Source organism: Microbacterium sp. IEGM 1404, from assembly GCF_030056775.1.
Classification (GTDB): domain Bacteria; phylum Actinomycetota; class Actinomycetes; order Actinomycetales; family Microbacteriaceae; genus Microbacterium.
Genome location: NZ_JASHKP010000003.1, coordinates 384,737 through 405,569 on the forward strand (window position 1 = coordinate 384,737; position 20,833 = coordinate 405,569).

At 71.4% G+C, this 20,833-nt stretch carries 15 protein-coding genes and 1 riboswitch; of the genes, 10 read left to right on the plus strand and 5 right to left on the minus strand.

Going from position 1 to position 20,833, the window contains the following annotated elements:
* Positions 1-43 precede the first annotated feature (43 nt).
* Positions 44-2,059 (plus strand): hypothetical protein, encoded by a 2,016-nt coding sequence (locus tag QM517_RS12555; protein WP_283287824.1) that lies wholly within the window; start codon positions 44-46, stop codon positions 2,057-2,059.
* A 132-nt stretch (positions 2,060-2,191) separates the two neighbouring features.
* Here the strand turns inward: QM517_RS12555 and QM517_RS12560 are convergent, their stop codons facing one another.
* The gene (locus QM517_RS12560; RefSeq protein ID WP_283287825.1) at positions 2,192-3,064 is read right to left on the minus strand and encodes a LysR family transcriptional regulator; all 873 of its coding nucleotides are present in this window, start codon (positions 3,062-3,064) and stop codon (positions 2,192-2,194) included.
* An 81-nt stretch (positions 3,065-3,145) separates the two neighbouring features.
* Here QM517_RS12560 and QM517_RS12565 point away from each other — a divergent pair, with 81 nt between their 5' ends.
* From QM517_RS12565 to QM517_RS12585, 5 genes are all read left to right on the plus strand, one after another.
* Positions 3,146-4,378, plus strand: a complete 1,233-nt coding sequence (locus QM517_RS12565; protein ID WP_283287826.1) for an MFS transporter — start codon at positions 3,146-3,148, stop codon at positions 4,376-4,378.
* 197 nt (positions 4,379-4,575) lie between these two features.
* Positions 4,576-6,093, plus strand: a complete 1,518-nt coding sequence (locus QM517_RS12570; RefSeq protein WP_283287828.1) for a DNA-3-methyladenine glycosylase 2 family protein — start codon at positions 4,576-4,578, stop codon at positions 6,091-6,093.
* Complete coding sequence (locus QM517_RS12575) at positions 6,090-6,587, plus strand: methylated-DNA--[protein]-cysteine S-methyltransferase (protein WP_077050651.1); 498 nt, start codon at positions 6,090-6,092, stop codon at positions 6,585-6,587. The genes QM517_RS12570 and QM517_RS12575 overlap by 4 nt, the downstream gene beginning before the upstream one ends.
* 419 nt (positions 6,588-7,006) lie before the next feature.
* Complete coding sequence (locus QM517_RS12580) at positions 7,007-8,896, plus strand: ABC transporter ATP-binding protein (RefSeq protein WP_283287830.1); 1,890 nt, start codon at positions 7,007-7,009, stop codon at positions 8,894-8,896.
* A complete protein-coding gene (locus QM517_RS12585; protein ID WP_077050511.1) occupies positions 8,893-10,710 on the plus strand; it encodes an ABC transporter ATP-binding protein in 1,818 nt (605 codons plus the stop codon). Before QM517_RS12580 ends, QM517_RS12585 begins: the two co-directional genes overlap by 4 nt.
* A gap of 328 nt (positions 10,711-11,038) precedes the next feature.
* On the opposite strand, the gene QM517_RS12590 is transcribed toward QM517_RS12585, so the two are convergent.
* Positions 11,039-11,491 (minus strand): GNAT family N-acetyltransferase, encoded by a 453-nt coding sequence (locus tag QM517_RS12590; protein ID WP_077050510.1) that lies wholly within the window; start codon positions 11,489-11,491, stop codon positions 11,039-11,041.
* A 230-nt stretch (positions 11,492-11,721) separates the two neighbouring features.
* On the opposite strand from QM517_RS12590, the gene QM517_RS12595 reads away from it, so the two are divergent.
* A complete protein-coding gene (locus QM517_RS12595; RefSeq protein ID WP_077050509.1) occupies positions 11,722-13,941 on the plus strand; it encodes an NADP-dependent isocitrate dehydrogenase in 2,220 nt (739 codons plus the stop codon).
* Positions 13,942-14,242: 301 nt separating this feature from the next.
* Here the strand turns inward: QM517_RS12595 and QM517_RS12600 are convergent, their stop codons facing one another.
* From QM517_RS12600 to QM517_RS12610, 3 genes are all read right to left on the minus strand, one after another.
* Positions 14,243-15,643 (minus strand): L,D-transpeptidase family protein, encoded by a 1,401-nt coding sequence (locus QM517_RS12600; RefSeq protein ID WP_283287833.1) that lies wholly within the window; start codon positions 15,641-15,643, stop codon positions 14,243-14,245.
* A 100-nt stretch (positions 15,644-15,743) separates the two neighbouring features.
* Entirely contained in the window at positions 15,744-17,108 is a 1,365-nt protein-coding gene (locus tag QM517_RS12605; RefSeq protein ID WP_278100949.1) for an FAD-binding oxidoreductase, read from the minus strand.
* Entirely contained in the window at positions 17,105-17,491 is a 387-nt protein-coding gene (locus tag QM517_RS12610; RefSeq protein ID WP_083735011.1) for a YrdB family protein, read from the minus strand. The genes QM517_RS12605 and QM517_RS12610 overlap by 4 nt, the downstream gene beginning before the upstream one ends.
* 94 nt (positions 17,492-17,585) lie before the next feature.
* Positions 17,586-17,671: riboswitch (ZMP/ZTP riboswitch) on the plus strand.
* A 58-nt stretch (positions 17,672-17,729) separates the two neighbouring features.
* Between QM517_RS12610 and glyA the strand changes: the two genes are divergently transcribed.
* From glyA to QM517_RS12625, 3 genes are all read left to right on the plus strand, one after another.
* Complete coding sequence (gene glyA / locus QM517_RS12615) at positions 17,730-19,004, plus strand: serine hydroxymethyltransferase (RefSeq protein ID WP_077050508.1); 1,275 nt, start codon at positions 17,730-17,732, stop codon at positions 19,002-19,004.
* A 278-nt stretch (positions 19,005-19,282) separates the two neighbouring features.
* Positions 19,283-20,167 (plus strand): bifunctional methylenetetrahydrofolate dehydrogenase/methenyltetrahydrofolate cyclohydrolase, encoded by an 885-nt coding sequence (locus tag QM517_RS12620; protein WP_283287838.1) that lies wholly within the window; start codon positions 19,283-19,285, stop codon positions 20,165-20,167.
* A gap of 135 nt (positions 20,168-20,302) precedes the next feature.
* Positions 20,303-20,791 (plus strand): hypothetical protein, encoded by a 489-nt coding sequence (locus QM517_RS12625; RefSeq protein WP_077050506.1) that lies wholly within the window; start codon positions 20,303-20,305, stop codon positions 20,789-20,791.
* The last annotated feature ends 42 nt before the right edge of the window (positions 20,792-20,833 follow it).

Consider the following 20,833-nt stretch of genomic DNA (forward strand, 5'->3'; position numbering starts at 1 on the left):
CGGCTTCGCAGGAGTTGTGCCCCCCCATCGAAAGGATTCCCCTATGAACGCACGATGGAGTGCGCGCGGCCTGGTCCTCGCGGGCGCGGTCGCCCTGGCGGTGCCGCTGAGCGCCGCACCGGCGTCGGCGCTGGCGCCGGCCACCGCCGAGGTCGCCCGGGCCGCCACCGCCCCGGCGGCGTCGCTGACAAACCTCGACCACCTCGACTTCCTCCTCGGTTCGCCCACACCCGCGGGCGTCGCCGGTCACACCACCTACCGTCTCGCCGAGGAGCCGACGCTCCTCGCGCCCTGGACCTACGCCGACGCCCGCGACGGCGGGACCTTCGAGCGCATCGGCGGCGGTAGCCTCGACCCGGCGACGGGCGACTGGAGTCAGGGCGCCTACAACGCCGACGACACCACCCGCGCCGCCGTCGTCTACCTGCGCCATTGGCAGCAGACCGGCGACGCCGACAGCCGCCACAAGGCGTACGAACTGCTCCGCACGGTCGCGTACCACCAGACGACCGACGGTTCTGACGCCGGCAACGTCGTCCTGTGGATGCAGCCGGACGGCGAGCTGAACCCCTCCGCCGAGCCGGTGGAGCTGCCCGACCCGTCCGACTCCGGCCCGAGCTACTGGCTCGCGCGCACGGTGTGGGCGCTCGGCGAGGGCTACGCGGCCTTCGCCGACGACGACCCCGACTTCGCTGCGTTCCTGAAGGACCGCCTCGCCCTGTCGCGCGGAGCGATCGAACGCGACGTCCTGTCGAAGTACGGCCAGTACGTCGAGGCCGACGGCAAGAAGGTCCCCGCGTGGCTCATCGTGGACGGGGCGGATGCCTCGGCCGAGGCGGTCCTCGGACTCGCCGCCGCCGTGCGGGCGGGGGACGACTCCTCGACCACCGCGGCGCGTCAGCTCGCCGAGGGCGTGGCCGCCATGGCATCCGGGACCTCCGGCGAGTGGCCGTACGGCGCGGTGCTCCCGTGGGCGCAGTCGCCGGCGATGTGGCACGCGTGGGGGTCGCAGATGCCCGCGGCGCTCGCCGTCGCGGCCGACGTCCTCGACGACTCCACGCTGGCGGATCCCGCGATCGCCGACGCCACGGGCTTCACGACGACGCTGCTCACCGCGGGCGGGCCCGACAACGGCTGGTACCCGAGCCCGACCGACCGCGTGCAGATCGCGTACGGCGCCGACTCCCGTGTGCAGTCGCTCGTCGCCCTCGCCGACACGACCGGATCGAGCGCGTTCGCCGACCTCGCCGGCATCCAGGCCGCGTGGTTCTTCGGCGGCAACCACGCCGGCGCCCGCATGTACGACCCCGCGACGGGTGTGACCTTCGACGGGCTGCAGCCCGACGGCACGGTCAACCGCAACAGCGGGGCCGAGTCGACGATGCACGGACTCCTGACCGCCCTCGCGCTCGACGCGCACCCGGCGATCGCCGCGCGGGCGACCGCGCTCACCTCCGTCACCGACCGCGTCGGCCTGACGTTCGTGCAGGCGGAGGATGCCAGGTCCACCGACGGCACGGTCTCGACGCCGGCGTCGTGGACGGGGGAGTCGAGCTGGTCGGGCGACGCCCTCACCCTGAAGCCGCGGCAGAGCGCGACGTGGGACATCGGCGCGGCCGACTCGCGGCGGTGGGTCGAGCCGGTCGTGTTCTCGCAGCCGGGGGAGCAGTCGCTGTCGCGCTGGCGCGGCAACGGCGTGCTGAAGGTCACCGGTCCCGCCCAGGGCATCTCGCCGACGCCCGGCGCGCTGCTGCCGCACGCGCTGACCACCGCGGTTCCGGAGCGCCGGACCGAGCTCACCGTCACCGCGCTGCGCGGCGATCTCGTGCTCGACGGGCTCATCGTGCGGCCGTGGGTGTCGCGCCTCGTCCTCGAAGGCGGCGGCAGTCGCAGCGAGCTCGTGCAGTCCAGCGCCCCGTTCGTGCAGCGGACCACGGTCTCGGGCGGCGGGACGGTCCGGGTCTACGACTCGCGCGGCGCGCTCGTGCGCACGGCGGCGTTCGATCGCGAGATCACGGTGCTCCTGCCCTCCGGCGGGTTCGCGGTCGCCGAGCGCTGAGGCCGCGGCATCCCTCCTCTTCGTGCGTTTGGGGCGTGATTCTCCGTTCGGGGCGTGATACTCGCGCCCCGAACGGAAGGATGCGCCCCAAACCGGGATGCCTCACCTCGGGATGCCGCACCCCGGGATGCCTCACCCCGAGGCGTGGATCGCCTCCACCACCGCCCGCACGTGCCGGCGGGAGACGGCGGAGGGACCCACCGTGAGCGAGACGGTCCACGGGGGGAGGTCGTCCGCCACGGGACGCACGCGGCACCCTGCCTTCGGGACGACGTCGGGGATCACGGCGACACCGAGCCCGGCGGCGACGTACTCGGGGACGGCGGCGAGCTCGCCGACCTCGGCCACGACGTGTCGCATCACCCCGCGGCGCTCGAGTTCGCCGTCGAGTTGCACGCGGTTGCCGAAGCCGGGCAGCACGTCGATCCAATCGTCGTCGGCGAGCTCGGCCAGCGAGATGGGGCCGTCCCCCCGGGCGAGCGGATGCGTCTCGGGCAGGACGGCGACGTAGGGGTAGGAGGCGAGCGGTCTCGACACGGCCCCGGATGCCGGGGGCAGGGCCGTCAACGCGAGGTCGAGACGGTCGCGGTCGAGGTCGACGAACAACCCGCGCGACCCCGTGGCCGAGACCGTCACGCGCACGTCGACGAGCGGGTGCGAACGGCGCAGGCGCCCGAGGATCTCGGGGAGGTCGATGACCCGTAGTCCCGCGAACGTGCCGATGCGCACGAGTCCGCGAACCCCGGTTCCGGACTCGGATGCCGCCCCGCGCAGCGCGTCGACGTCGGCGAGCAGCGTGCGCGCGAGGGGGAGGAGCGCCTCACCCGCCGGCGTCAGTCGCACCGACTTCGTGGAGCGCTCGAACAGGCGGACGCCCAGGTCGCGTTCGAGGCTCGCGAGGCCCGCAGACACCGTGGACTGCGCCGCGAACAAGCGGGCGGCGGCAGCCGTGACGTTGCGCTCGACCGCGACGGTCACGAAGTACTCGAGGAGGCGGGTCTCCATGCGGTGATCATAGACGGACTCGATCATCATGATCGAGAACGTTCGTTTCCCTCGATGCTCGCGACGGAGCATCCTGAAGCCATGACTTCCTCCATCGTCCTTCCGGTGGCCGCTCGGGCGACCGCCGCGCGTCTCTCGCACCGGACCGGGTTCTGGGTCACGGCCGCCACGTTCCTCGCGCTCATGGCCTTCAACACGGTGCCGACGCCGCTCTACGCGCTGTACCAAGCCCGCGACGGTTTCCCCACGTTCCTCATCACGGTGATGTTCGCCGCGTACTCGATCGGCGTCATGGTGTCGCTGTACCTCGCCGGGCACCTGAGCGACCGGCTCGGTCGCCGCCCGCTCATCCTCGCGGCCACGGTGCTTCAGATCGCCGCGGCCCTGGTGTTCGTGCTGCGCGCCGACGCCGCGAGCGTCATCGCCGCGCGCCTCGTCGCCGGGCTCGGCATCGGCCTGTTGACGGCGTCGGCCACCGCGCACCTCGCCGACCTGCGGCGCGTGTCGCACCCGGCATCCCCGGGATTCGCCGCCACGGTCGCGGGCGTCGCGAACATGGGCGGCTTGGCCCTCGGCCCGCTGATCGGCGGCCTCTTCGCGGAGTTCACCCCCGCGCCGCTCGTGCTGCCGTACGTCGTGTTCCTGGTCGGTTTCCTCGCGCTGGGCCTCGCGTACGCGTTCGTGCCCGAGACCGTCGAGATCGACCGGTCCTTCCGCTACCGTCCGCAGCGGGTCCGCATCCCCGCGGACGGACGCCGCGCCTACTGGGCGGCGGGCACCGCGGCGTTCGCCGCCTTCGCCGTGACGGGTCTCTTCGGTTCGGTCGCCCCGACGTTCCTCGCGGGACGGCTCGGCGTCACGGATCACCTCGTCGCCGGGGCCGTGTCGTTCTCGGTCTTCGGTGCCGCAGCCGTGTCGCAGGTCGTGTTCGCGGGCCGCTCGACCCGCACGCAGCTGCGGCTGGGGCTCGTCGCCATGATCGCGGGGCTGCTGAGCCTCGGCGCCGCCGATCTGCTGACCTCCGGCATCCTGTTCGTGCTCGGCGGCATCGTCGCGGGCGCCGGTGTCGGCCTGCTCTTCCGCGGAGCCCTCGCCACGGCGGGCTCGCTCGCCGACCCCCGCACCCGGGGCGAGATCACCTCGGGTGTCTTCCTCCTCGCCTTCGCCGGGATGACCGTGCCGCCGCTGGCCGTCGGCATCGCGCTCCTCGCCCTCCCGCTGGTGCCGGTGTTCCTCGGCTTCGTCGTGCTGGTGCTGGTCCTGTCGATCTGGGGAGGCCTGGTGATCCTGCGCGAGACCGCGGCGACCGCCTGACGCCCCGGGGCGGGTCGCCCCGCCCCCGCCCGTTTGCCTCAGTGTCCAAGACACGCCGATGCACCTCGGTGCCGTCCGCGTGTCTTGGACACTGAACGAAGGGGAGAGCAAGGGATCACGTCCGAGCGCGACGTCGCCCCACCCTCGTGTCCGATTTCCGCCGGAGCATGTCGGTGGTCGGTGGCAGGGTGGATGCCATGACCTCCACCGCCGCCGACACTCGGGGCTTCGACGAGCGCTACCGCGTGATCCAGTCGCGCGACCGGCGCTTCGACGGGCAGTTCGTCACGGCCGTGAGCTCCACCGGGATCTACTGTCGGCCGAGCTGCCCCGCGCGCACACCGAAGGAGGCGAACGTGACGTTCTACGCCACGTCGGCCGCGGCGCACGAGGCGGGGTTCCGCGCGTGCAAGCGCTGCCTGCCCGAGGCCGCACCGGGATCCCCGGCCTGGCACCTCCGGGGCGACGTCGCCGCCCGCGCGATGCGCCTCATCGCCGACGGCGTCGTCGATCGCGAGGGCGTGCCCGGCCTCGCGCGGCGCCTCGGGTACTCCTCCCGCCACCTCGGCCGCCTGCTCACTGCCGAGCTCGGCGCGGGGCCCCTCGCCCTGGCGCGGGCGCAGCGCGCCCATACCGCCCGGGCCCTGCTCGTGGGCACCGACCTGTCGGCATCCGATGTCGCGTTCTCGGCGGGCTTCTCGAGCGTGCGGCAGTTCACCGAGACGATCGGAGAGGTCTTCGGCATGTCGCCGACCGCTCTCCGCGCCCGACGCTCCCGCGCCGCGGGCACCGTCCCGGTCGGTGAGATCGACCTGGCCCTTCCCGTCCGCGGCCCGATCGACACCGTCGGCCTGTTCGGCTGGATGCGGGCGCACGCGATCCCCGGCGTCGAGATCGGCGGCGACGCCTCATTCGCACGCGTGATCCGGATGCCGGGCGGACCGGCGTGGTTCGAGGTCCGGCGCGACGCCGACTCCCGCCTGCGCCTGCGCGCGCGGCTCACCGCCCTCGCCGACCTCGGCACCCTCATCGCGCGCGTCCGGCGCCTGTTCGACCTCGACGCCGATCCGCTCGCGATCGACGAGGCGCTCGCCCGGCATCCCGAACTCGCCCCCGCGGTCGCCGCGGTTCCGGGCGTGCGGGTGCCGGGGGCCATGGATGCCGGGGAGATGCTGCTGCGCGCGATGATCGGCCAGCAGATCAGCGTCGCGTCGGCGCGCACGATGCAGGGGCGACTGTCGGCCGAGCTCGGCGAGCGCACCGAGATCGGTGGAGCCGCGATGACGCTCTTCCCCGACCCCGCGGTCATCGCCGAGCAGGGTTTCGACGTGCTCCGCGGGCCGACCGCGCGCCGCCGCGCGATCGTCGAGGCGGCTGCGGCGCTCGCCGACGGCTCGCTGGCGCTCGGGCCGGGTGACGACGGCGCCGAGCAGCGCGCGCGGCTCCTCGCGATGCGGGGGATCGGGCCCTGGACCGCCGACTACGTCCGCATGCGGGTGATCGGCGACCCCGACGTCCTGCTTCCCGGTGACGTCGCCGCACGCGCCGGCGCGGCGGCGCTGGGGCTGCCCTCCGACCCCGCGGGATTCACGCGATGGGCGGAGCGCGCGGCGCCGTGGCGCAGCTACGCGATGGCCCACTACTGGTACGCCGCCCCCGTGACCCAGGCGTGGCGCACGCCGACCCCTTCGACCGAAAGCGAGCCCGCCCCGTGACCACCGCGACCCTCCAGTTCGTCGACACCCCCGACGGTCCCTTCGCGATCCTCGCCGACGCCGCCGACCGCGTGCTCGTCTCCGGCTGGACCGACGAGGTGGATGCCGTGCTCGACCGGCTCCGCCCGACCCACCGCCCCGCCGAGGTCGTGCCGGGCGAGACGCGCGCGGCCGCGGCCGTCGCGGCCTACTACGACGGCGATCTCGCCGCGATCGACGACGTCGAGGTCGTGCAGTTCGGAACGCCGCTGCAGCAGCGAGGGTGGTCCGCCCTCCGGGCCATCGGGCCGGGAGCCCCGCTCACCTACACCGGGTTCGCCACCGCTCTGGGCTCGCCCACGGCCGTCCGGGCGGCGGCATCCATCTGCGCCCGGAACGCGCCCGCGCTGTTCGTGCCCTGTCATCGCGTGCTGCGCGGTGACGGCACGATGGGCGGTTTCGCGTGGGGAGTGGACGTCAAGCGACGCCTGCTCGAGCGCGAAGCCGCGGGCTGACGCCGCCGCGCACCCTCAGCGATTCGTACAACCTCAGCCGCAGGGAGCCGGATGCCGCTGACGTCGAGCGGATCGCTGAGGTTCCGCCGCAGCCTGGCGCCCCGCCGTGCTCGCGGCCCGTGCCGCGACAGCCGGCCGCAGAATCCGCGCTTGCCCTCGGCGAACTCTCAGGCATATCCTGAAAAGCTGCCGCGCCCCCCGGCGGCTGAGCACCGATCGAGGAGGATGCCATGGACCAGATCGACGCCACCGTCGTACGTGCCGCCTCCTTTCCCGGCATCCGCGCCATCCGCCTCGCGCGTCGCCCGTAGCGCTTCGGCCGCTCCCGCGTCGCACGTCCCGGTGGGTCTCCACCGGCGCCCCTGGCATCCTTTCTCCCGCGCTCCACTCCCGCGCGTCGCTTCGACCCCACGAGGATCATGACCACCGCAGAAAACCGCCCTCAACTGTCGACGCTCCGTTCCCTCGCGCGGCTCCTGCCCATCGCGCGCCCCGTCCTCCCGCGCCTCGCGCTCGGCGCCGTGAGCGCGCTCGGCGCGAGCGTGCTCGCCCTCGCGATCCCGCTCGTCCTCGAGCAATTGGTCGCCGGCCCCATCAGCTCGGGCGACCCCGGGCAGCTGGCGTGGGGTGCCGTGCTCATCCTCGGGCTGGGCCTGGCCGAGGCCGGCATGGTGTGGCTGCGCCGGTGGTTCGTGCTCGCCCCCGCGACGAAGGTCGAGTACGACCTGAGGCAGTCGTTCTACTCGCGCCTGCAGCGCCTGCCGGTGGCATTCCACGACCGCTGGCAGTCCGGGCAGCTGCTCTCGCGCATGATGCAGGACATCAGCATGCTCCGCCGTTGGCTCGCGTTCGGCCTCATCCTGCTGATCGTCAACGTGCTGACGATCCTCATCGGCGCGGTGCTGCTGTTCCGGTGGCACTGGCTGCTGGGGACGCTCTTCCTCGTCGCCTCCGCGCCGCTGTGGTACGCCGGCTACCGATTCGAGAAGCGCTACGGCGCCCTGGCGCGACAGAGTCAGGACCAGGCGGGTGACCTCGCCACCTCGGTGGAGGAGAGCGTCCACGGCATCCGCGTGCTGAAGGCCTTCGGCCGCGGGAAGCACGCTCTGCAGAAGTTCACGCGTCAGGCCGAGTCGCTGCGCGAGACCGAGCTCGGCAAGGCCCGGGCGATCGGCTGGATCTGGTTCTGGCTCGTGCTGCTGCCCGACATCGCTTTCGCGGTGTGCCTGGGCGCGGGCATCGTCCTCACGCAGCTGGGGCAGTTGCAGGTGGCGGAGCTCGTGGCGTTCTTCGCGATGGCCACCGTGCTGCGCTGGCCGATGGAGTCGATCGGCTTCCTGTTCTCGTTCCTGCTCGACGCGCGCACCGCGACCGATCGCATCTTCGAGGTGTTCGACGAGCAGAACACGATCGTCGACCCCGAGGAGCCGCGCACGATCGCCGAGCCGCGCGGCGAGCTCGTCCTCGAGGGCGTGCATTTCCGGTATCAGGATGCCGCCGACACCGAGCCGGACCTCCTCGACGGCGTCGACCTGAGTCTGCGTCCGGGCGAGACGATGGCGCTGGTGGGTCTGACCGGTTCCGGGAAGACGACGCTCACCACCCTCCCGGGCCGTCTGTACGACGTCACCGGTGGCCGGGTGCTGCTCGACGGGATCGATGTGCGGGAGCTCCGGCTGTCGGAGCTGCGACGGCACGTGGGCATGGCGTTCGAGGACGCCACGCTCTTCTCGCAGACCGTGCGCGCGAACGTCCTGCTCGGCCGGGAAGACCTCGAGCCGGGTTCGCCCGAGGCCGAGGCCGTGCTCACCGAAGCGCTCGAGGTCGCGCAGGCGCACTTCGTCCACGACCTGCCCGACGGGCTCGACACCGTCATCGGCGAGGAGGGGTTGAGCCTGTCCGGTGGCCAGCGTCAGCGTCTCGCGCTCGCCCGCGCGGTCGCCGCGCGGCCCGCCGTGCTCGTGCTCGACGACCCGCTGTCGGCCCTCGACGTCGACACCGAGGCTCTCGTGGAGGATGCGCTCCGCGAGGTGCTGAGCGAGACCACGGCCCTCGTCGTCGCGCACCGTCCCTCGACCGTGACGCTCGCCGACCGGGTGGCCCTGCTGCAGGACGGCCGTATCACCGCGGTCGGCACGCACTCCGACCTGCTCCGCCAGAGCGACGCCTACCGGCACGTGATCTCCAGCCTCGAAGAGGCCGAGGCCGAACGGGAGGCGCAGACCGGCGCGATCCCCGTGATCCGAACCGGCCCCGACACCGCGGCATCCGCCGACGAACCCCTGCCCGCGAAGGAGGCGACCCGATGAGCACGACCACCGTCACCGGGACCAGCGGCGAAGATCGCTCGGACTACACCCGCGACGAGAGCCGGGCGATCCGCCAGCGCTCGCTGCGCCTGCTCGGCTCCCTCGTCTCACCGTTGCGCGGTCAGCTGGTGCTCGCCGCCGCCGTGCTCGTCATCTCGACGGCCCTGCGCGTCGCGGGCCCCGCGCTGATCGCCTATGGCATCGACAACGCCCTGCCGGCGGTGATCCAGAACAACGACTGGATGCCGACGATCATGGTCGTCGCGATCTACCTCACGGCCGGCATCGGTGGTGCCGTGCTGATCGGGTGGTACGTCGTGGTGGCGGCCCGCCTCACCCAGGCGGTCATGCTCGACCTGCGCAAGCGCATCTTCCTGCACACCCAGCGGTTGAGCCTGGAGTTCCACGAGTCGTACACGTCCGGTCGCATCATCTCGCGTCAGACGAGCGACCTCGACACCATCCGCGAACTGCTCGACGGCGGGCTGAACGAGCTGGTCTCCGGCGTGCTGTACGGGTTGTTCACCCTCGTGGCGCTGTTCCTGATCGACTGGCAGTCCGGGCTGGTGCTCGCGGTCATGGGATTGCCGCTCTACCTGCTCATGCGGTGGTTCTACGGCCGGTCGCAGGTGATCTACCGCGAGTCGCGGGTGATCAGCGCCCAGGTGATCGTGAAGTTCGTCGAGAGCATGACCGGCATCCGGGCGGTGAAGGCCTTCCGCAAAGAGCCGCGGAACGACGAGGAGTTCGGTGACCTCGCGGGCCAGTACCGCGACGTGAACATGCGCTCGATCCGGCTGTTCGGCACCTTCGAGCCGGGCCTCATGGCCGTGGCATCCGTCTCGGTCGCGCTCGTGCTGCTGTGGGGCGGTGGTCGTGTCATCGGCGGCGCGCTCGAAATCGGTGTGCTCGCGGCGGCGGTGCTGTACGTGCGCAACTTCTTCGCCCCGCTGCAGGAGGTGGCGTTCTTCCTCAACTCGTACCAGTCCGCCACTGCGGCGCTCGAGAAGGTGTCCGGCGTGCTGGAGGAGCAGCCGACGGTGCCCGATCCGGTCGACCCGGTCGACCTGTGGAGCGCCCGCGGCCACGTGCGCTTCGACGATGTCACCTTCGGGTACTCGGAGGGGCGTGTCATCCTGCCGCACTTCTCGCTCGACATCCCCGCGGGGCAGACGATCGCCCTCGTCGGCACGACCGGCGCCGGCAAGACGACGCTCGCCAAGCTCATCTCCCGCTTCTACGACCCCACGAAGGGGGCGGTGACTCTCGATGACGTGGACCTCCGTCGCCTGCACCCCAAGGACCTGCGTCGGGCGATCGTCATGGTGACGCAGGAGGCGTACCTGTTCAGCGGAACGGTGGCCGACAACATCGCCCTCGGGAAGCCCGACGCGACGATGGACGAGATCCGCGCGGCCGCCCGGGCCGTGGGCGCCGACGGCTTCATCGAGAAGCTGCCCGACGGCTACGACACCGACGTGAACAAGCGCGGCGGGCGCGTGTCGGCCGGACAGCGGCAGCTGATCTCGTTCGCGCGGGCGTTCCTCGCCGACCCGGCGGTCCTGATCCTCGACGAGGCGACCGCGTCGCTCGACATCCCCAGCGAGCGGCTCATCCAGGACGCCCTGCAGACGCTGCTGGCCGACCGCACGGCGATCATCATCGCGCACCGCCTGTCGACGGTCGCGATCGCCGACCGCGTGCTCGTGATGGAGCACGGCCGCATCATCGAGGACGACAGCCCCGAGGCGCTCATCGCCGGAACGGGCAAGTTCGCGCAGCTGCACGCGTCGTGGCGGGAGTCGCTCGTCTGACGGATCAGGAGGGATGCCACGGCCGCGGGGTCGTGGCATCCCTCCCGCCGTTCCGCTCGGGGTTCGGAGTCCGACGGGTGACTACGCGGTGTCAGGGGGTGATTCGGCGCAGAGCGCCGAGTCGACATGTATACGTTGGGCGGACTGGTCGACCCGACGGCCAGTCCGGCGCGCTCGGGCCGCGCGCCGAGGGGAGGCGGACTGGCCGAACGACGTTCCAGCCGTGACGACAGGCCTGCGCCGCCTCCCCTCCATCCCGCCGATGAGGGCAGGGGAATCCCTCGAGAGGAGCGGCGCCGGGTGTCACCCGTTCCCGGGCGATCTCGCCCTAGATGTGGACGCGGGCGACGGTCTCGCCGTACTCCGTCTCGCCGACCGGTTCGAAGCCCGCGCGCAGGAAGAAGGTCTCGGGGCCGCCGACGCCGGGTTCGTAGATCACGTCGACGTGGTCCATGCCGCGACGGCGCGCCTCCTCGAGGAGCTGTCCCAGCGCGAAACGACCGACACCGCGCCCCTGGTCGTCGGCGTCGACGTTGATGCGCCACAGCACCGACCGGAAGTGCTCCTCGTGCGCCTCGGGGTCGAAGTTCGCGCTCACGAACCCGACGACCTCGTCGCCGTCGAGCACGACGCGCTGCCAGGAGGTCTGCGGATCCATCACCGTGGCGGCGATGCCGTAGCTGACCGGAGCGAGGAACTGCTCCTGCCCGGGCTTGAGCGACAGGTTGTTCACGGCCACGATCGTGGCGGCGGAGAGTTCGACGAGACGAAGGTCGGCCATGCGCCCAGGCTATCCGCCCCGCCGATCCGCGCAACATTCCGGATGCCAACCTCCCGGCATCCACTCGACAAACGCGATGCGCGGCGGGGAACGCGACGTGCCGCCCTTCCCGGCGCGAATCGCGTCTCCCGAGACGGGAGGCACCCGCGAACTATCTCGACATCAAGAGACTTTGCGCCGGTGCGATAGGCTGAAGCGCAACCCTGGCCGCCTCTACGGAGAGATTCGACGTGCCCGATTCCACCATCATCTACACGTACACCGACGAGGCGCCGGCGCTTGCTACGGCGTCGTTCCTGCCCATCGTGCAGGCCGTCACCACCCAGGCGGGCATCGATGTCGAGACCCGCGACATCTCGCTCGCCGGCCGCATCCTGGCCGCCTTCCCGCAGCGCCTCACGCCCGAGCAGCACGTGGGCGACGCCCTCGCCGAGCTCGGCGGTCTCGCCACGCTCCCCGAGGCGAACATCATCAAGCTGCCCAACATCTCGGCATCCATCCCGCAGCTCAAGGCCGCGATCGCCGAGCTGCAGTCGCAGGGTTACGACATCCCCGACTATCCCGACGACGCGACGAGCGTCGAAGACAAGGACGTGCGGGCGCGGTACGACCGCATCAAGGGCTCGGCCGTCAACCCGGTCCTGCGCGAGGGCAACAGCGACCGCCGTGCGCCGCTGGCCGTGAAGAACTACGCGAAGAAGCACCCGCACCGCAACAAGCCGTTCGTCGAGGGCTCGAAGACCCGCGTCGCGACCATGGGCCACGACGACTTCAAGAGCAACGAGAAGTCGTGGGTCGCCGCCCACGACGACGTGCTCACCATCCGTCACACCGCGGAAGACGGCACGGTCACGGTGCTGAAGGAGAGCCTGAAGGTCCTCCCGCGCGAGATCATCGACGCCACGTTCCTCTCGGCCGCGGCCCTCGACGCGTTCCTGGCCGAGACGGTCGCCCAGGCCAAGGCCGACGACGTGCTCTTCTCGGTGCACCTCAAGGCCACCATGATGAAGGTCAGCGACCCAATCATCTTCGGTCACGTCGTGAAGGCGTACTTCGCCGACGTGTTCGCCCAGTACGGCGAGAAGATCGCCGCGGCGGGTCTGAACCCGAACAACGGCCTCGGCGGCATCCTGTCGGGTCTCGGCTCGGTCGAGGGCGGCGACGAGATCGCCGCGGCGTTCGAGAAGGCCGTCGACACCGCCGCGCGCGTGTCGTACGTCAACTCCGACAAGGGCATCACGAACCTGCACGTCCCCTCCGACGTCATCGTGGATGCCTCGATGCCCGCCCTCATCCGCAACGGCGGCAAGCTGTGGGGCGCCGACGGGGGAGAGGACGACACGCTCGCCGTGATCCCCGACTCCTCGTACGCCGGTGTGTATCAGGCCGTGATCGACGACGTCATCGCCAACGGCCCCCTGAACCCGGCCACCATCGGCACCGTCCCGAACGTCGGTCTCATGGCGCAGGCCGCCGAGGAGTACGGCTCGCACGACAAGACCTTCGAGATTGCCGCCGCCGGCCGCGTCGAGGTCGTCGACGGCGACGGCAACGTCGTCATCGAGCACGACGTGCAGCCCGGTGACATCTGGCGTGCCACGCAGACCAAGTACGTCGCGATCGTCGACTGGGTGAACCTCGCCGTGCGCCGCGCCCGCGCCACGGGCGTCCCGGCCGTGTTCTGGCTCGACGTCAACCGCGCGCACGACGCGCAGATCATCGCGAAGGTCTACCAGGCGCTCGCCACGATCGACACGCACGGCCTCGAGCTCCTGATCCTGCCGCCGGCCGAGGCTACGCGCTACACGCTCGCGCGTCTGCGTCACGGTCTCGACACCATCTCCGTGACCGGCAACGTGCTGCGCGACTACCTCACCGACCTGTTCCCGATCCTCGAGGTCGGCACGAGTGCCAAGATGCTCTCGATCGTGCCGCTGCTCGCCGGCGGCGGACTGTTCGAGACCGGTGCGGGCGGCTCCGCGCCGAAGCACGTGCAGCAGCTCCTCGAAGAGGACTACCTCCGCTGGGACTCGCTGGGCGAGTTCTTCGCCCTCGCCGCCTCGCTCGAGCACTACGCCGGCTTCACCGGCAACGCGCGCGCGCAGGTTCTGGCGGACACGCTGGATGCCGCGACGGGCACGTTCCTCGAGAACGACAAGTCGCCCGGCCGCGCCCTCGGCACGATCGACAACCGCGGCAGCCACTTCTACCTCGCCCTGTACTGGGCGCAGGAGCTGGCGAAGCAGACGACGGATGCCGACCTCGCCGCGGTCTTCGCGCCGGTGGCCGAGGCCCTCGCCGCGAACGAGTCCACCATCGTCGAGGAACTCCTCGCCGTGCAGGGCCACCCGGCCGAGATCGGCGGCTACTACCGCCCCGACACCGCGCTGGTCGAGAAGGTCATGCGTCCCTCCGCGACGCTGAACGGCATCGTCGACGCCCTGCGGTGATCGACTGACCCGGGAGGGGCGGATGCCATTGGCATCCGCCCCTCTTCCGTGTGCGCCCCGCACAACTGCGGCAGCATCCCGAGCCTGTTTCCCGCGGGACGCAGCGGCGGCGGAGGGATTCTCCTTCGTCATGTCCCCTCGCCTCGCTGCCGAGGCCACGGGTGGGCACAACTCCGGCACAACCGGGCCCGCCCGTCGCCCGGGCATGCGCGCCCGGCTCCGCAGGAGTTGTGCACGTCGCCACCCCACGCACGAAGAAGGGGCCGGATGCCATGGCATCCGGCCCCTGTCAGCGGGTGACTCAGTAGTGAACCGAGACCTCCGTGCCGCGGTAGGCCCAGTCGAACAGTTCCTTGGCCTGCGGGATGGTCATGTTGATGCAGCCGTGGCTCATCGGGGTGCCGAAGTTGTTGTGCCAGTAGGTGCCGTGGAATCCCTCGTCACCGTTGAAGTACGACACCCACGGGACGTCCTTGGTGCAGTAGTCGTAGCCGGGCACGCAGCCCATGTCCTGCATCTCGGTCTTCCAGCCGATGCGGAAGTTGCCGGTGTGGGTGGCGTGCTCGCCGGCGCCCGACGAGATCGTGTACGTGCGGTACACCTGACCGTTCTGGTACAGCGTCGTCGTCTGCGTGCTGAGGTTGACGTCGATGTGACGCTCGGTCTTGGTCGTCTCGAACGGCGTCTCGGCGACGGTCAGGGCGAACTTTCCGTTGGCCTCGGCCAGCTGCGCGGCGAAGGCGGCGGCGATGCCCGAGGTGTCGCCGATCGATCGGCCCGTCTGACCCTCGGTGAGCGTCTTGATGACCTCGCCGCCGGTGTCGACGATGACGTCGGCGTTCACGGCGCCGCGGTCGACCTGACCGGCGAGACCATCGACGGCCTTCTGGATGCCGGCCTGATCGGCGGTGACGGGGAACTCGCCCTTGCCGTCGGAGGTGACGGTGAGCCACGACGCGGCGGTAGCCCGGTCGACGGGCACCGTGCGCTCGTCGCCGATGTAGAAGCCGATGTTGTCGAGGATGCCGTTGAGCCCCGCCACAGCGGCGTCGGCCTTCTCTGTGCTCACCGCGGCGTCGACCGGCACCAGTCCCGCCTGGACGGACGTCGCCGCCGTGCCGGCGTCGAATGCCGACTGCAGCGCCGCCGTGACGGCCGAGACGTCGATTCCCTCGCCGGCCTCGGCCGGGGTCGCGACGTACGACTGCGAGCCGGTGTCGAAGGCGACGGTCGCGTCGACGGGCGCCCGGTACGTGCCCGGGGCCTTCTCACGCAGCACCGCCGCGGCGGCGGCGGGGTCGACCTGGACCTCGACACCGGTGCCCGCGGGGAACCACGCCGCCGGCTTCCACATCGGGTTGTCGGCGAAGGCCTTCTCGGCGATCGCCGTGGCGTCGACGGTCGCGCCGAGATCGGCGCCGGTGACGGTCACTTCGCCCGCGGGGCTCTCGACGGTCACCTCGGTCGTCGCGAGACGGGCCGAGATCGCCTGTGCCGCGGCCCCGGCGGTGAGGCCGCCGATCTGCACACCGGCCACCGAGGCGCCGGGGGCGATGAGCACGAGCGAGGCCGCGATCAAGGCGACCGCGGTCGCGCCCGCGGGAATGCCGATCCACAGTCCCGAGCGGTTCTTCCGCTTGGTGGGCTCGGGAGGAGCCCAGGCGTAGGTGACGCCGTCGGTGCCGTTCGCGCCGTCGGTCATAGGTGAACCCCCCAGGAAGTCAGTCTTTCCATGGTAGGCGGGCACCCTTCGTCCCAGCCGTGAGGTTTGTCACGTTCTGGTTACACCGCAGGCGGCGGGATCAGAGCTCGAAGACCTTGCCCGGATTCAGGATGCCGAGGGGGTCGAAGACGCGCGCGATGTCGCGTTGCAGTCGCCACTGGTCGTCGCCGAGCTCGTCGGCGAGCCACCGCCTCTTCAGCACCCCGATGCCGTGCTCGCCGGTCAGGGTGCCGCCCAGGTCGAGAGCGGCGCGGAACAGGTCTTCGGCAGCGGACCAGACGACCTCGGGGACCTCGGATCCCTCGAACACGAAGTTCGGGTGCAGGTTGCCGTCGCCCGCGTGGGCGACCGTCGGGATCACCAGGCCGTACCGGCGTTCGATCCCGGCGATCGCGTCGAACATCGCCGGGAGGGCGCTGCGCGGCACCGACACGTCTTCGATGAGCGTGGTCCCGAGGGTCTCCATCGCGGGGTGCAGGGCTCGGCGCACCGCGAGCAGTGACTCGCCTTCGACCTCGTCGGCGGCGACGGCGACACGACCGCCGGCTCCGCGGAGGACTCCGGCGATCGCGCGGGCCTCGTCCGCGGCGGCCGGCCCATCGGTCTGGATCGTGAGTTGCGCGGCCCCCTCCGGCGGAGCCGCGAGCGACAGCAGGCGGTGCACGGCCGCGAGGCTCGTGGCATCCATCAGCTCCATGACCGCCGGCTGGATGCCGGACGCCGTCACCGCGGCCGAGGCCACGGCTGCGGAGCGGACACCGTCGAACAGCGCCGTCAGGGTCACGCGTTCCCCGGCGACCAGGCGCCTCAGTTTCAGGGTGGCGCCGACCACGACGCCCAGGATCCCCTCGGAACCGATGACGAGCGAGGTGAGGTCGAGTCCGGTGACGCCCTTGACGCTGCGGTGACCGAGGTGGAGGAGGCGCCCGTCCGCCAGGACCAGATCGACGCCGAGGACCGCATCCCGCACGACGCCGTACTTCGCGCACAGCAGTCCACCGGCGCCCGTCGCGATGTTGCCGCCCACCGTCGAGATCGCGCGGCTCGCGGGGTCGGGAGCCCACCACACGCCGTGAGGTTCGAGCAGTGCGTTCAGATCGGCGTTCAGGATGCCGGGCTCCACCACCGCGAGGAGGTCGTCGGCGCGGACCTCGAGCACGCGGTCCATCGCGCGCACCGACAACGAGATCTCGCCGCCGCCGGTGTTGGCGCCTCCGGCGAGTCCGGTGCCGGCGCCCCGCGGCACGACGGGCGTGCGGGTCGCCGTGGCGATGCGCATCACCGCCTGGACGTCGGCGACGGATGCCGCGTGCACGACGGCCAGGGGAGTGCCGGGTGCGGCGTGCCCGGACTTGTCGGCGCGCGCCGCGGTCAGGGCTGCCGGAGAGACGTCGACGCGATCACCGAGCTCGGCCCGGAGCAACGCGACGACGTCGACGGTCACGCCAGGCGCCGGCGGCCGTTCAGCGCGCCGAACGTCACGGCGACGATGGCGAAGACGAGTCCGATCCACGCCTGTCCCATGCTCCACCAGGCGATCGTGGCGGCCGCGTACACGAACAGCTCGACGATCGCGCGGACGAACGGGTGCACAGCCAGCACGGCACGGGGCGAGACGAACAGCGCCCACACCAGGATCGCCAGGAGCGGGGCGCCGATCCCGGCGACGATGTTCCAGGGGAACGCCCACGCCGTGAAGCCCCAGATCGCGAGCGTCACGAACGCGGCGATCCCGCACAGGACGCTGCCGATCTCGACGGCCGTCGGACGCGGACGCATGCCGGGGGCCAGGGGCGCCTGCGCGCGGACGTGGGGAGTGTCGGTCACCCCGCCATTTTACGCGGGCCCCGCACCGTGGCATCCGGGATACCTCGCGGACGAGCGACCCACCCGGGCGCGTCGCGCGCGAAACCGGGTAGGGTGAGGGCGTCGCGACTGGCGTTGAGGTGGGGAACCACCGGGGAGCGACCGCTTGACGGTATCCGACCGCACGCCTGGGTCGGTGCGGTATCACCGCGGACTCGCCCGAGCCTGCGGCATCCGGAACCATCGTCAAGGAGATCGCATGACCGATCCGTACTTCAACGCCCCGCTCTCGGAGGTCGACCCCGAGATCGCCCAGGTTCTCGAGCGCGAGCTCGACCGCCAGCGCGGCTATCTCGAGATGATCGCGTCCGAGAACTTCGTCCCCGTCTCGGTGCTGCAGTCGCAGGGATCCGTGCTGACCAACAAGTACGCCGAGGGCTACCCGGGTCGCCGCTACTACGGCGGCTGCGAAGAGGTCGACGTCGCCGAGGAGCTCGCGATCGAGCGCGCGAAGGCGCTGTTCGGCGCCGGGTTCGCCAACGTCCAGCCGCACTCGGGTGCGTCCGCCAACGCCGCGGTGCTGCACGCGATCGCCCGCCCCGGCGACACGCTGCTCGGCCTCGCCCTCGATCAGGGCGGTCACCTGACCCACGGAATGAAGATCAACTTCTCCGGCCGCCTGTACGACATCGTCGCGTACGGCGTCGACCCCGAGACCTCGATCATCGACATGGACGAGGTGCGTCGTCTCGCGCTCGAGCACAAGCCGAAGGTCATCATCGCGGGCTGGTCGGCGTACCCGCGCCAGCTCGACTTCGAAGCCTTCCGCGCGATCGCCGACGAGGTCGGGGCGTACCTGTGGGTCGACATGGCGCACTTCGCCGGTCTCGTCGCCGCGGGCGTCCACCCGAGCCCGATCCCGCACGCTCACGTCGTCTCCACCACGGTGCACAAGACGATCGGCGGCCCCCGGTCGGGCCTCATCCTGACCAACGACGCCGACCTGGCCAAGAAGATCAACACCGCGGTCTTCCCGGGCCAGCAGGGCGGTCCGCTCATGCACGTCATCGCCGCCAAGGCGACGGCGTTCAAGCTCGCCCAGACGCCCGAGTTCAAGGAGCGCCAGGAGCGCACCCTCCGCGGTGCGTCGATCCTCGCCGACCGCCTCACCCAGGACGACGTGAAGGCCGCCGGTATCGCGGTCCGTTCGGGCGGCACGGACGTGCACCTCGTGCTCGTCGACCTCCGCGAGGCCGAGATCGACGGCAAGCAGGCCGAAGACCTGCTGCACGAGATCCACATCACGGTCAACCGGAACGCGGTCCCCAACGACCCGCGCCCGCCGATGGTCACGTCGGGTCTGCGCATCGGCACCCCGGCCCTCGCCACCCGGGGCTTCGGCGACGCGGAGTTCACCGAGGTCGCCGACATCATCGCGCTCGCGCTGATCCCCGGTGCCGACGTCGAGGCGCTGCGCACCCGCGTGGCCGCGCTGACGGCGGCCTTCCCGCTGTACCCCGGCCTCCAGCAGTGAGCCCCGCCGGGGCGGGCGTCGCGCAGGCGGCCCCGCCCCGGCGTCCGGTCCGCGCGATGCGCCCCGCGCCGTGCGGCCCGCGCTGTGCGGGCCGCGCGGTGCGGCGGTCGGGGTCCCGGCATCCGGTCGCGCACCCGTCCTCCGGGGCGTCCGGCCCAGGCATAAACACGATTCCCGCTCATAAACACTAGGTGAGCGCGTTTATGCGAGTGAAAAGCGTTTATGCGTGAGGGAACGACCCCGCGCGAGCCCGATCAACACCCAGGAAGAGGGATGCCATGACGGCGACGATTCTCGACGGCAAGGCCGCTGCGGCGGCGATCAAGACCGAGCTCGCCGAACGGGTCGCGGCCCTGCGCGAGCGCGGGATCGTGCCCGGCATCGCCACCGTGCTCGTCGGCGCCGACCCCGCGTCGCAGCTGTACGTCGGGATGAAGCACAAGCAGTCCGAGGCGATCGGCATGAACTCGATCCAGGTCGAGCTGCCCGCCGAGTCCACGCAGGAGGAGGTCGAGGCGGTCATCGACGGCCTCAACGCCGACCCGGCCTGTCACGGCTACATCGTGCAGCTCCCGCTGCCGAAGCACCTCGACACCGATGCGATCCTCGAGCGCATCGATCCGGCGAAGGATGCCGACGGCCTCCACCCCACGAACCTCGGCCGTCTGGTACTCAACGTCAACGCCCCGATCACCACGCCGCTGCCGTGCACGCCGCGCGGGGTCATCGAGCTGCTGCTGCGCAACGACTACGACCTCACGGGCAAGGAGGTCGTCGTCGTCGGGCGCGGTGTCACGATCGGCCGCTCCATCGGGCTGCTGCTGACCCGTCGCGAGATCAACGCCACCGTGACCCTCACGCACACCGGCACCGTCGACCTCGCGAAGCACCTGCGCGAGGCCGATGTCATCGTCGCGGCCGCCGGCGTGCGGCACATCGTGCGCGCCGAGGACGTCAAGCCGGGTGCCGCGGTTCTCGACGTGGGTGTCACGCGCGAGACCGACCCCGAGACGGGGAAGTCGCGTGTCTACGGGGACGTGCACCCGGACGTCGCCGAGGTCGCCGGGTTCGTCTCGCCCAACCCGGGCGGGGTCGGGCCGATGACCGTGGCTCTGCTGATGACGAACGTCGTCGAGGCTGCGGAGCGCGCGGCCGGTCTCTGAACCGCCGGACCGCGCCCGTTCTCCGGAGCCCGGCACGCGCGCGAACGGTGAACCGCGCACCCACGCCGACTGAACAGACGGAGCGCCACGCGCAACCGGGAGGCGGTGACCCGCGAGACGTGTCAGAGTTCATCCATGACTGAGTCCGTGCTGAACGACCTCCTCCGCCGCGTCACCGAGAGCGGCCTGCTCGACGAGCCGACCATCGACGAGGACACCGTCGTGGGTCTGGCCCACCTGGATGCCGCGGGCGTCGAGGTCGAGGTCGACCTCGACCCCGAGATCGACGACGTCGACGACCCCGACGTCGATGCGATCCTCACGTCGCTGTCCGACATCCTCTCGGTGAGCGAGGACCGCTGGCGCGCGATCGTCGACGAGGTCGCGACCGAGATCGAGGACGCGCTCGAGGACGACGAGGTCGACAGCGAGATCGACCTGCGCACCGACCTCGAGGCCGTGGGCGTCGGCGTCTTCGCCGACGCGATCATCGTGGTCTTCGCCGGGGCGACGTCGTTCCCCGACGCGCTCGTGCACGTGCAGCTCACGCCCGAGCTCGAGGTCGAGGACATCGAGATCGTCGGCGAGGACGACGAGGACGATGAGGACGACGACGAGGACTGACTCGGTGACGAAGGGGGCCGGACGCAATCGTCCGGCCCCCTT